Source organism: Kitasatospora sp. NPDC058162 (assembly GCF_042884005.1).
Classification (GTDB): domain Bacteria; phylum Actinomycetota; class Actinomycetes; order Streptomycetales; family Streptomycetaceae; genus Kitasatospora.
This window is the reverse complement of record NZ_JBHVUS010000029.1, coordinates 11,221-22,845: the sequence shown is the minus strand read 5'-3', so window position 1 is coordinate 22,845 and position 11,625 is coordinate 11,221. Positions and strand designations below refer to the sequence as shown.

General features: G+C 73.4%; 13 protein-coding genes. 7 read left to right on the top strand and 6 right to left on the bottom strand.

Annotated elements, in window-relative coordinates; translation table 11 throughout:
• The 4 genes from ACFVXG_RS34515 to ACFVXG_RS34500 form a co-directional block, all read right to left on the bottom strand.
• Window positions 1–2,022, bottom strand: a complete 2,022-nt coding sequence (locus ACFVXG_RS34515) for a flotillin family protein (protein ID WP_387933355.1) — start codon at window positions 2,020–2,022, stop codon at window positions 1–3.
• A 65-nt stretch (window positions 2,023–2,087) separates the two neighbouring features.
• Window positions 2,088–2,882, bottom strand: coding sequence for a hypothetical protein (locus ACFVXG_RS34510; protein WP_387933353.1), 795 nt, complete (start codon window positions 2,880–2,882; stop codon window positions 2,088–2,090).
• Window positions 2,883–3,087: 205 nt separating this feature from the next.
• The gene (locus tag ACFVXG_RS34505) at window positions 3,088–4,203 is read right to left on the bottom strand and encodes a PucR family transcriptional regulator (RefSeq protein WP_387933351.1); all 1,116 of its coding nucleotides are present in this window, start codon (window positions 4,201–4,203) and stop codon (window positions 3,088–3,090) included.
• Window positions 4,204–4,317: 114 nt separating this feature from the next.
• Window positions 4,318–5,142: a GntR family transcriptional regulator gene (locus ACFVXG_RS34500; RefSeq protein ID WP_387933350.1), complete on the bottom strand. Its 825-nt coding sequence runs from the start codon at window positions 5,140–5,142 to the stop codon at window positions 4,318–4,320.
• A gap of 190 nt (window positions 5,143–5,332) precedes the next feature.
• Between ACFVXG_RS34500 and ACFVXG_RS34495 the strand changes: the two genes are divergently transcribed.
• From ACFVXG_RS34495 to ACFVXG_RS34475, 5 genes are all read left to right on the top strand, one after another.
• Window positions 5,333–6,103, top strand: coding sequence for a tyrosine-protein phosphatase (locus ACFVXG_RS34495; RefSeq protein WP_387933349.1), 771 nt, complete (start codon window positions 5,333–5,335; stop codon window positions 6,101–6,103).
• Window positions 6,104–6,217: 114 nt separating this feature from the next.
• Window positions 6,218–6,430 (top strand): hypothetical protein, encoded by a 213-nt coding sequence (locus ACFVXG_RS34490; RefSeq protein ID WP_387933348.1) that lies wholly within the window; start codon window positions 6,218–6,220, stop codon window positions 6,428–6,430.
• Window positions 6,427–6,768 (top strand): hypothetical protein, encoded by a 342-nt coding sequence (locus ACFVXG_RS34485; protein ID WP_387933347.1) that lies wholly within the window; start codon window positions 6,427–6,429, stop codon window positions 6,766–6,768. Before ACFVXG_RS34490 ends, ACFVXG_RS34485 begins: the two co-directional genes overlap by 4 nt.
• On the top strand, window positions 6,765–7,058 hold the full coding sequence (locus ACFVXG_RS34480; protein WP_387933345.1) for a hypothetical protein: 294 nt from the start codon (window positions 6,765–6,767) through the stop codon (window positions 7,056–7,058). Before ACFVXG_RS34485 ends, ACFVXG_RS34480 begins: the two co-directional genes overlap by 4 nt.
• A 28-nt stretch (window positions 7,059–7,086) precedes the next feature.
• Window positions 7,087–7,650, top strand: coding sequence for a hypothetical protein (locus ACFVXG_RS34475; protein WP_387933344.1), 564 nt, complete (start codon window positions 7,087–7,089; stop codon window positions 7,648–7,650).
• Between the two features lie 36 nt (window positions 7,651–7,686).
• Here ACFVXG_RS34475 and ACFVXG_RS34470 read toward each other — a convergent pair whose 3' ends face one another.
• Together ACFVXG_RS34470 and ACFVXG_RS34465 are read right to left on the bottom strand one after the other, a co-directional pair.
• Window positions 7,687–8,556: an ABC transporter permease gene (locus ACFVXG_RS34470; RefSeq protein WP_387933342.1), complete on the bottom strand. Its 870-nt coding sequence runs from the start codon at window positions 8,554–8,556 to the stop codon at window positions 7,687–7,689.
• Complete coding sequence (locus tag ACFVXG_RS34465; RefSeq protein WP_387933340.1) at window positions 8,553–9,464, bottom strand: ABC transporter ATP-binding protein; 912 nt, start codon at window positions 9,462–9,464, stop codon at window positions 8,553–8,555. Before ACFVXG_RS34465 ends, ACFVXG_RS34470 begins: the two co-directional genes overlap by 4 nt.
• A 134-nt stretch (window positions 9,465–9,598) precedes the next feature.
• Between ACFVXG_RS34465 and ACFVXG_RS34460 the strand changes: the two genes are divergently transcribed.
• Window positions 9,599–10,846, top strand: a complete 1,248-nt coding sequence (locus tag ACFVXG_RS34460) for a sensor histidine kinase (RefSeq protein ID WP_387933339.1) — start codon at window positions 9,599–9,601, stop codon at window positions 10,844–10,846.
• On the top strand, window positions 10,843–11,499 hold the full coding sequence (locus tag ACFVXG_RS34455; RefSeq protein WP_387933337.1) for a response regulator: 657 nt from the start codon (window positions 10,843–10,845) through the stop codon (window positions 11,497–11,499). The genes ACFVXG_RS34460 and ACFVXG_RS34455 overlap by 4 nt, the downstream gene beginning before the upstream one ends.
• Window positions 11,500–11,625: the final 126 nt, after the last annotated feature.

Genomic DNA, 11,625 nt, shown 5'->3' with positions numbered 1-11,625 from the left:
TCACTTGGAGCCGTTGACGGCGGCGCCGGTCAGCGCCCCGATCGGGGTCTCCGCGATCCCCAGCTTCTTCGCCGAGTCGAGCAGTTGGCGCAGCTGACCGGCCTGCTCGCCGCCGCCGCCGATCAGCTTGAGCAGCAGCGCGGACACCGTCAGGTTCTGCACGTCCGCGGTGGACACCGAGGACAGCACCCGGGTGAGGTCCTGGGTGAAGTCGGCCCGCCCGTCCAGCCAGGGACCGGCCAGGGCCTGGGCGGTCTGCGAGTGGCCGACGAAGGCGTCCACGCTCTTGCCGGCCGTCACCGACTGCACCAGCCGGTCGAAGAACACCGAGTCCCCGCCGACGATGTCGATCTTGGCCTTCTCCAGCCCGGCCGCGACCAGCGCGGCCTGCGCCTCGGCGATCTGCCGCTGGGTCTCCAGCCCGGCGAGCCGGACGTCCTTCTCGGCGGCCAGCCGCAGCCGGTACTCCTCGTGTCCGCGCGAGGCCTCGTCCAGCTTGGCCATCGCCGCGGCCTTCTCGGTCAGGCCCTCGGCCTCCGCCTTGAGCTTTGCGCCGACCTCCAGTGCGGTCGCCTTGGCCTTCTCGGTCTGCACGACGGCCTCGGCGCGGCCGACCTTCTCCACCGCCGCGGCCTCCTGCTCCCGCACCTGCACCCGGGCCAGCCCCTCGGCGGCGGCCTCCGCCCGGACGCCCTCGGCCAGCTTGACCTTGGCGGCCGCGTCCAGCTCGGCCGCCTGCTGCCGCGCCTCGGCCAGCACCAGCGACTCGCGGGCCTTGTGCGAGGCGGCCTGCTCGGCGGCCTCGGCGGCCTTGATGTCCTTGACGAGCTTCTCCTGCGCCTCCGCCTCGGCCTGGATGATGACGGCCTTGCGCACCCGCTCGGCCTCCTCGACGGCCCGCAGGGTCTTGACGGCCTCCTCCTGCTCGGCGACGGTGCGCTCGACCGCGACCCGCTCGCGGACCACGTCGGCGACCTCCCGGCGGCGGGACTCGACCTCCTTCTGCTTGGCCATCACGGCGAGTTCGGTCTCCCGCTCGCGGCCGACGACCTCCAGCAGGCGGTCCTTCTCGATCCGCTCGTTCTCCACCGCGATGACCCGCTCGCGGTTCTTCTGCGCCACCGCGACCTCGCGGGCCTGGTTCTCGCGCTGCACCCCGAGCACCTCCTCGGTGCGCAGGAAGGCGGTCTGGGCGGTGAGCCGCTCCTCCTCCTGCACCCGGGCGATCACCGCGTCCTCCTTGGCCCGCAGGGTCTCGATCTCGCGGCGCTGGCGGATCTCGGCGTCGGCCTGGCGGCGCTCCAGCTCCAGGACGGTCTCCCGGGCGTCCACGTTCTGCCGGGTGATCTCCTTCTCCTCGTTGCGCTGGTACTCGTTGGTGCGCACGTGCTCGATCGCGGTCAGCTCGGTGATCTTGCGGATGCCCTGGGCGTCCAGGATGTTGTCGCCGTCCAGCTGGCTCATCGGGGTCTGCTCGAGGTGGTCGATGGCCGCGTCCTCGAGGGTGTAGCCGTTGAGGTCGGTGCCGATGACCGCGATGATCTGGTCCCGGAACTCGTGCCGGTGGGTGTACAGGTCGGTGAAGTCCAGTTGCTTGCCGACGGTCTTGAGCGCCTCGGCGAACTTCGCGGCGAAGAAGTCCTGGATCGCCTGCGGGTCGCTGGCCCGGGCGGTGCCGATCGACTGCGCCACCTTGACGACGTCCTCGACGGTCTTGTTCACCCGGACGAAGAAGGAGATCCGGATGTCCGCCCGGATGTTGTCCCGGCAGATCAGACCGTCCCGGCCGGCCCGGTGGATCTCCACCGTCTTCGCCGTGATGTCCATCAGCTCGGCCTTGTGCAGGACCGGCAGGACGATCGCCCCGGTGAACGTGACGTCCACGCTCTTGGTCCGGGAGACGATCAGCGCCTTGCCCTGCTCGACCTTCTGGAACAGGCGGCCCACGAAGAGCAGCGCGGCGAGCAGGATGAGCAGTACGACGGCGATGAGTACGCCGAAACCCACGGCGATGGTGTCCATCACGGAGTCCTTTGACGAGAAGGGTGGAGCGAAGTGGTTGACGGGAGAACGGAACTGACGTGACGTCAGAGACTCGATGGGGGTGGGTCGAACGGCGCAACGAGGAAGTGCTCGCCGTCCGCGGCGTAGTCGTAGATGAGCGCCGTGCGCCCGGCGGTGAGGTCCGGATCGGCCTCCGTGGCGCGGACCTGCACGGTCGCGGTGGAGCCGTCCCCGGCCGTCACCTCGGCCTGCCCGAAGTCGGCCGTCACCCGGCCGGTGCGGATCACGCAGACCCGGCCGACGAAGTCCCCCCGGGTGACCGGACGGTCCTCCGGGAACAGCCGCCGCAGCGGCCGGACGAGCACCCGGGTGCCCGCCCAGGAGGCGACCAGCGCGACGGCGAACACGCCGCCGCGCGCCGGTGCCCCCGTCGTGAGGACGGTGCCGGCCAGGCTGACGAACCAGGCGAGCGCGACCAGCAGCGACACCGCCACCGTCGCGGGCACCCCGCCCAGCCCCAGCGCGTCCAGCACGCCCCCGTGGTGGCCGGTGCGGTGCCCCCCGTGGGCACCGTCCGCGCCGTGGCCGCCGTGGGCGGTCCCCCCGCCGGCACCGTGCCCGCCGGACGCCCCGTGGGCCACGCTCCCCCCGACACCGTGCCCCCCGGCACCGTGTCCGACGTGACCCACCGGGCCCACATGCCCGGCGTGCCCGGCACCCAGCTGGTGCCCGACGCCATGCCCCCCGTGCAAGGCGTCGAACCCCAGGCCGCCGATCAGCATCAGCAGCCAGTACCCGACGACCACCACCAGCGCGAAACTGAACAGCGCCGTCGGAAAGGCCAGCGCGGCCGCGAAGAACTCCCCCGTCCCGGCCATTCCCCCCGCCCTTCCCCCGGCACCGAGCATCGGCGCCGTGGGAGATCATGGCAGCGGGGGAGGTGCCCGCACATTGCCAGGATCCGGCAATCTTTACGGCCCTTTGACACCCTGGTACGCGCGCTCCCGGTGACACTTCGACAATCGGGCAACAGAACGGCTCCGAGCAGGTCACCCGGGGTTTCGGCGGCCCTCGGCGCGCGCCTTACAGCGGCTGCTCCGGCCAGTTCAGCAGCCGCGCGCCCATGGCCGCCGTCTCCAGGGTGAAGCGCTGCAGCGCGTCCGCCGGGTCGTACCCCGTGAGCGCCTTGATCCGCTCCAGCCGGTAGCCGAGGGTGCGCACGCTCAGCCCCAGCCGGCGCGCCGCCTCCGCGTTCACGTACGCCGCCTCCGCCTGCACCGCGATGGTGTCCAGCAGCGGACGGGCGCCGCCGCGCGCCTCGGTCAGCGGCCCGAGCACGCTGCGCACCAGGTCGGCCATCGCCGCCCGGTCGCGCATCAGCACCGGGAAGACCAGCAGCTCCTCGGCCTTCAACTGGCAGGCCGGCAGGCCCAGTCGCTGCGCGTAGTCCAGCGCGTCCAGGGCCTCGTCGTAGCTGCGCAGCACCCCGCTCGCCCCCGAGTGCCGGCGGCCGGTCGCCACCCGCAGCACCGGCCGGTAGCCGGGCCCGGGGCGCAGCGTCAGCTCCGCGAAGGCCTCCAGCACGGCCCGCTCGGAGTCCGGGGCGATGCACACCAGCCGGCCGTCCTTGCTGGCCAGCAGGACGTCCCGCTCGCCGAACCGCCCGGCCAGCTCCCGCTCGACCCGGTGCAGCATCGGATGGACGTCCACGAAGCGCTCGTCGCCCACCGCCACCGCCACCGTGTACGCGCCCGCCAGCCGCAGCCCGAACCGCTCCGCGCGCTCGGCGAGCAGCCCGAGGTCGCTGCGGCCGTGCAGCAGGTCGTCGATGAACTCCCGCCTGGCGGCCTCCTCCTGACGGACCGCCAGCCGCTGGGACCGCTCGTGCCCCTCGCCCAGTGCGGCCAGCGCGGCCTCGGTCGCGGCCAGCACCGCGTCACCGATCCGGCGCAGCTCGCCGACGCCGGTGGCTGCGGTCGTCCCCGGCAGCGTCTGCCAGGCCCGCCGGGCCGCCGCCAGGCAGTGCGAGACCACCTCGCGCAGCCCGTAACCGGCCTCGGCGCACTGCTCACCGAGCCGGCGCAGCCCCTCCAGCTCGTCCCGGCGCAACAGGCGCCCGGTGCGGGAGGCGTCGGCGAGCAGGGCGAGGTACACCTCGGCCAGCTCGGTGGGTATGTCGCACTCGTCCGTCTCGTTCACCGTCTACCGCCAACCCCCGTGTGGCCTGCGTTTTCGGCGCTGAACGTTATCAGGATCCATACGCCGGGGAACGGTCCGCGGCACCGCTCGGGGAAGTGCGGTACGGAGCGCGCGCTACCGCTCCCGGAAGTGCAGCACGAAGCGCGCGCTGGTGCCGTCGATCCGGCGCCGGACGTACAGCGTCGGGGCGCCGTCCGGGGTGCAGCTGACCCCCTCGCGGACCAGCAGCGGGGTGCCCGCCGGGACGCCCAGCAGCTCGGCGTCCGCGAGGTCCGCGCCGATCGCGCCGAAGGCCCGCCAGTCGTACTCCAGCTCCACCCCGGCCGCGCGGGCCAGGTCCAGCACCAGGTTCCCGGTGTGGCCGGGCCGCACCAGCTCGGTGGGCAGCGGCCCGAACGGCACCCAGTAGCTGCACGCCGCCCGGGCCCGGCCGCCGAGGCGGATCACCGAGTCCAGCCGGTGCAGCTCGCCCGGCGCCCGGCCCAGCTGGCGGGCCGCCTCCTCGTCCTCGGCCGAGCCGGTCGCCGGCGGGGCGGCGACGACGAACTCGCCGTCGCCGTGGTCCCCCTCCGGCACGGCCTCGTGCACGCTGCCCAGGTCGAAGCGCTGGCTGCGCGGGTCCACCGCGATCGAGACCCGGACGGCGGGCGGGCGGACGAAGGTGCCCACGCCGCGGCGGATCTCCACCACGGCCGCCCGCTCCAGCTCCGCGACGGCCTGCCGTACGGTCAGCCGGTTCACGCCGAACTCGGCGCTCAGCTCCGGCTCGCTCGGCAGCCGGACGCCCGCCGGGTAGCCGCCGGCGTCGATCCGCTCCTGGAGCCGGCGGGCCAGCCGGCGGTACACCGGGGTGTTCGGGGTGTTCGGGGTGTTCGAGGGGGTGCCCGGGGGAGTGTTGGAAGGGGTGCTCGGGGGGTTGCTCGGGGGGTTCGTCGCCACGGACCCGATCCTACGAAGCCGACGGCGCCGCCCCGGGTCGCCGTGGCGGGCCGACGGCGGTGGGATGGAGAGGTGCCCCGCAGGCGGTGAGGGAATTCGGACAGCTGAGGGATTGGACATCTAGACGTCTAGATGTCCTACTGGACGTTCAGCCCCTCCCGTGTGCGGCTTCACCCGAAAGGCCTCCCGCATGTCCCTGGTCAACTTCCGCGACCCCGCCGTCCTCAGCGACCCCGAGGGCCTGCGGATCCGCCCCGGTGTGCTGTACCGCTCCGCCCAGCCCTTCCCGGCCGCCGACGAGGCCGTCGTCGCCCAGCTGCGCGCCTGCGACATCCGCACCGTCGTCGACCTGCGCGACCCGCGGGAGACCCGGCCCGCCGACTGGGCCGCCGCCGAGGCCGCCGGGATCACCGTGGTCGCCGCCCCGGTGAACCCCGCCACCGACGCCCTCACCGCCCACATGGCGACCATGGCCACCGCCGCCGACCTCGGCGAGTTCTACCTGCTGCTCGCCGAATCCGCCCCCGAGGCCGTCGCCGCCGCCGTCGAGGCCGCCACCCGCCCCGGCGCCGTCCTGCTGCACTGCGCCGCCGGCAAGGACCGCACCGGCCTGCTCACCGCCCTGCTGCTCGACCTCCTCGGCGTCCCCGCCGAGCGGATCGTCGAGGACTACGCCCGCACCGCCGACGCCCTCCCGCAGATCTTCGCCAACCTCGCCGAGCGCCACCGCACCGCCCTCAACGACCAGGGCGCCACCCGCGTCACCGACTCCGAGGGCCGCGCCCTCACCATCCCCGCCCCACTGCTCCAGGCCCCGGCCGAGGCGATGTCCGTCTTCCTCGGCCACGTCCGCACCCGCCACGGCGGCGCCGAGGCCTTCCTCCCCGCCTGCGGCGTCCCGGCCGCGACCCTCGGCGCCTTCCGCGCCAAGGCGGCGGCGACCGTGGCCCCGGCACCCTGACCGAACTGCGCCGTCGTCGTTCCCGAGGCCACGAACCATGCCGAAGCATTCGGCATCCCGTTCGACCGGAGGTCGCGCTTTGCCCTCGGGCGGATCCTTCGGCATCCTGTCCCCGTGGCCACCGACAGCGACCCCCGCGTCAAGCGACTGGAGCGCGCCATGAAGCGCCTCGTCAACGCTGAGACCGAGTTCGACGCCGCGCTTCTGGACCTGCTCCGGAACGGGCCGCACGGCTCGCAGCAGACGGCGACGCGGATCACCGGCATGAACCGGGACACCCTGCGCCGACGCGTTCGCGCGGCCGAACAGGAGGGAGTCGCAGCATGAGCGCCGCGCCCATCCGGCGGACCCCGCCACCGATGCCGGGCCGCACGCCGCGCGGGCTGCGCGAGGCGATCGCCACGCACACGCCCGAGTTGCTGCCGGGGTTCGAGGACGAGTGGAAGCGGTTCGTCGCCGACACCTACAACGTCGCCGCGGTGCCCGCCTTCGTGACGCGCTGGTGGGAGCGGTTCGCGCTCGCGCGTGACCCCGAGTTGAGCGCGCACGTCCGGGACCTGTTGGAGCGTGCGGCCGGTGCCGAGTCGCAGGCGGAGGCGATGGCCCTGATGGAACAGGCCTCGGAGATCAAGTACTCGCTCCGCGACCTGGAGCCGGGGGAGTGAGCGGTGAGCCGTTCATGGGCCCGCCGTGGGCGGTCGAGTGGACGGAGCGGGCCGCCCGGGACCGGGATGCGCTGCCGCCGCACGTCCGGGCGTTGTGCCTGGACGTGCTGGTGGAGGTCCTGACGGCCCGCAATCCGTACGTCAACGAGTTCTCCGAGCCGCTGCGGTCGAGCGACCCGAAGGGCGACCACTCGGCGCACTTCGATGACGGCCGGGGCTGGTTCGAGTTCAACTTCATCCGGCGGGAGACCGAGCCGCAGATCGTGGTGTACGAGCTGTTCTGGCAGTGAGTCTTCCTCGGCCCTAGCCTGAGGCGCCATGAGCTACTCCGGCATGTGGTTCCTCGTCCCCGCGCCCGCCGAGGCCGTCGAGCGGCACGGCCCGAGGCTGCGGGCGCTGCTCGCCGAGCACGCCGCGGATCCGGGCGCCGTCGGCCTGCGCGGCCGTTGGGAGCGGGGCGAGGAACTGGGCGTGGACGAGCTGGAGGCCCTGGCGTCCGGCCCGTTGGGGGAGGACGTGAACGGGCTGTACGACGCCTGGAACGACTGCGGTACGGACATCGGCCCGTACGTCTGCGTCTCCGCCCGCAACCGCTACCCGGTGCTCGGCCTGGCCCACGCGCTCGGCCCCGAGCGGCTCGCCGGACTGCCCGGCTGGTTCGGGGACATGGTCCTCACCCCCGCCGAGGTGCGGGCGGCGCTGCCCGCCGTGGAGGCGGTGTTCGCCCTGGACGACACCGAACGCGCGGCGGCGCGGGCACGGGCCCTGGAGGTCCTGCGGGGCACCGACGACGTCTCCGGACTGTTCGACGCCGTCGTCCCCATGTGGCGTGCCACCGCGGCGGCCGGCCGCGGCATCATCGGCGCCCAGCTCATCCCGTAGTCCCGCCCCGGCGGCCTCCCCCGACCGGCCGGGACGTCACACGTCCCGCCGCCGCACCACGACCATCGTCACCACCACCGAGGCGACCGCCCACACGCCCATGGTGATCCACGAGTCCAGCACGCTCGGTGCCCACTTGCTGATCGTGGTCGAGGAGTCGGGGTTGTAGGTGAGCAGGTTGACGGTGTCCATCGGCAGGTGGGCGCCGATCTCGTGCAGCCAGCGGTAGCGGTCCCCGCCGAACATCATCGGCAGGATGAAGAACAGCAGCACCAGGGAGACGATCGACGCGGTGGCGTGCCGTAGCAGCGCGCCCAGGGCCATCCCGATCAGCGCGCAGACCGGCACGATCGCCGCGTAGGCGATGACGGCCTGGAGGCTGACCCCTTGGGTGATGGAGAGCCCGACGTGCCGGGAGGCCAGCATGGCGTTGCCGCCGAAGAAGGACGCCGTGGACACCACCGCCCCGGCCAGCCCGGTGATCCCGCCGATCAGCAGCACCTTGGCGGCGATCACCCCGCGCCGGTCGGGCACGGCGGCGAAGGTGGTGCGGATCATGCCGGTGGTGTACTCGCCGAAGACGGTGATCGCCCCGAGGCTGCCGGCCGCGATCGCCATCAGGTAGCAGGCGATGCTGCTGAGGCTGTGGTACAGCGCGTCGTACCGGAACGGCGGGAAGCCGGGGATCGGCCGCGGCGGGTGGTCGATGTACGTCAGGTCGCTGTGCACCGCGTTCAGGTTGATCCCGATCGCCACCAGCGAGGCCAGGGCCAGCACCCAGTACGTCGACCGCAGCGAGCGCAGTTTGATCCACTCGGCGGCGAGCAGGTCGGTGAACCGGGGTGCGGGCTCCGCCGGGCGGGTGCTCTCGGCGCGGATCGCGGTCATGGTGGTCATGGTGCTCATCGGGGCTCTCCTGCCAGGTACTCGACGCTGTCGGCGGTCAGGGACATGAACGCCGACTCCAGGGACGACGTCCGGGTGGCCAGCTCGTGCACCACCACGCCGTGGCGCACCGCGAGTTCACCGATCCGCTCCGCGGTCATCCCGGTGACGATGCCCAACTGCGGCTCGACCACCGCGACTTCGGCGCCCTCGGTGCGCAAGGCGTCGGCCAGCTTCGGGAGTTCGGGCGCCCGCACGGCCACGCTGGACTCCGCGTAGCGGGCCGAGAACTCGGCCAGGCTCTCGTCGGCGATCAGCCGGCCGCGGCCGATCACCACCAGCCGGTCGGCGGTGTGCTCCATCTCGGCCATCATGTGGCTGGAGACGAAGACCGTCCGGCCCTGGTCCGCGAGGCGGCGGAACAGTCCGCGCACCCAGAGCACGCCCTCCGGGTCGAGCCCGTTCAGCGGCTCGTCGAAGAGCAGCACGGGCGGGTCGCCGAGCAGCGCTCCGGCGATGCCCAGCCGCTGCTTCATGCCCAGCGAGTAGCCGCCGATCCGGCGCCCGGCGGCCTTGCCGAGGCCGACCTCGGCGAGCACCTCGTCGACCCGCCCGAGCGGGATCCGGTTGCTGCGGGCGAGCGCCGAGAGGTGGGCCCGGGCGCTGCGCCCGCCGTGCACGTCGCTCGCGTCCAGCAGGGCGCCGACGTGCCGCAGGCCGCGCGGCCGGCCGGCGAAGGGCACGCCGTCGACGGTGACGGTGCCCCCGGTGGGGGTGTTGAGGCCCAGGATCATCCGCAGCGTGGTGGACTTGCCCGCGCCGTTGGGGCCGAGGAAGCCGGTGACGGTGCCCGGCTGGACGGTGAAGGTCAACTGGTCGACGGCCGTGGTGGCGCCGTACCGCTTGGTCAGTCGCTCGATCTCGATCACGGGGACAACGTTGCCGGTCGGGGGCGTCATCGGGCATCGGGCGGCGGGCCACAACCGGGGGCGGCCGTCCCCGCCCCCGGGATTACGCCCGCGGGCCAATGCGCCGCGCCACCGCCCGCCGCTACCATCGCGTCATGATCACCGAACCCCGCCCGCCCCTGCTCAGGCGCCTGCCCGCGGGCGTGTGGGTGGGGGCGTTGTGGACGGCCATCGTGGTGTTCCGGTTCTTCACCCGGGACAACGAGTTGAGCCACCTCTTCGACTACAACGGCAATCCCGAGGACATGCCCCTGGTGGTCACCGCCGTGGTCACCACCCTGGTCGCCTTCCTGCTGGTCCGGCTGCCGCTGGCGGCCGTCGCGGCCGCGCTGGCGGGCGGCGTCTTCTCGCTCGGGATGTGGACGGTCACGGCGACCGCGCCGGTGCAGTTCCTGATTGCCGAGGTGGTGGTCGGCTACTGCGTGGCCACCCGTTCCCGCCTGCTCTCGACGACCGCGGTGTCGATGCCGCTGGCCGTGCTCGCCACGCTGTACGCCTGGGGTACCTTCAACGGCCAAGTCGTGAACCCGTACGCCTACCTGGGCCTCGCCTCGACCGTCCTGATCGCCTGGCTGATCGGCAACACCGTCCGCCAGGGCCGCGCCCACACCGAGGCGCTGCGCGGCCGTGCCGCCGAGCAGGCCGTCACCGCCGAACGGCTGCGGATCGCCCGCGAGTTGCACGACATGGTGGCCCACAACATCGGCATCATCGCGATCCAGGCGGGCATGGGCAGCCGGGTCATGGACACCCAGCCCGCCGAGACCCGCAACGCGCTGAACGCCATCGAGGAGACCAGCCGGGAGACCCTGGCCGGGCTGCGCCGGATGCTGGGCGCGCTGCGGCAGGGCGAGGGGGAGTCGGCGCCGATGGAAGTGGCGCCCGGGCTGGGCGAGTTGGACCGGCTGGTGGAGAAGGCGGCGGGCGCCGGGGTGCGGGTCGCGCTCTCCCGCGGCGGCGAAGCCCGGGCGCTGCCGCCGGAGGTGGACCTCGCCGCCTTCCGGATCGTCCAGGAGTCCGTCACCAACGTGGTGAAGCACTCCGGCACCCGGGACTGCCACGTCACCGTCGAGTACGGGCCCGAGACGCTCGCCGTCACCGTCGTCGACCTGGGCGCCGGTACGCCCACGTCCACCCCCGGCACCGGCTACGGCCTGGCCGGCATGCGCGAGCGGGTCGCCCTGCTGGACGGCGAGTTCAGCGCCGGCCCGCGCCGGGAGGGCGGCTTCCGCGTCGCCGCCCTGCTGCCGATCCCCGCGCCGCTCGAGGCACCTGCGACGCCCGAAGCACCCGCGGCACCCGCGGAGAACCCCGAACCGACCCCCCTGGAGGTGGGACCGTGATCCGCGTCGTCCTGGTCGACGACCAGCCGCTCATCCGCACCGGCCTGCGCGTACTGATCGCCGACGCCCCCGACCTGGAGGTGGTCGGCGAGGCCGGCAACGGCGCCGAGGCCGTCGAACTGGTCGCCCGGCTGCGCCCGGACGTCGCCGTGATGGACATCCGGATGCCCGGCATGGACGGCATCGAGGCCACCCGCCGGATCCTCGCCGACCCGGACCTGCCCACCCACGTGCTCGTCCTCACCACCTTCGACGACGACGACTACGTGTACGGCGCGCTGCGCGCCGGGGCGAGCGGCTTCCTGGTCAAGGACCTCGCCCTGGAGACCATCCTGGACGGCGTCCGGGTCGTCGCCGCCGGGGACGCCCTGATCGCCCCGGGCATCACCCGCCGCCTGATCGGCGAGTTCGCCGCCCGCCCGGACGCCGCCGCCCGGCCCCGGAAGTCCGCCGAGGGCATCACCGGGCGCGAGCGCGAGGTGCTCACCCTGGTCGGCCGCGGCCTGTCCAACACGGAGATCGCCGAGGAGCTCACCATCAGCGTGGCCACCGCCAAGGCGCACGTCGCCCGGCTGTTCACCAAGCTGGACGCCCGCGACCGGGTCCACCTGGTCATCCACGCCTACGAGTTCGGCCTGGTCACGACCTCGTAGTCCGGCCCCGGGACAGCGCGAAGCGCCGGAGCGGGCCCGCACAGCCCGCTCCGGCGCCTGTTTCCCACATGCCGGATCGTCAGGACACAAGACCCCTCCGGTCCGTCCGATCCGTCGGTCCCGTCA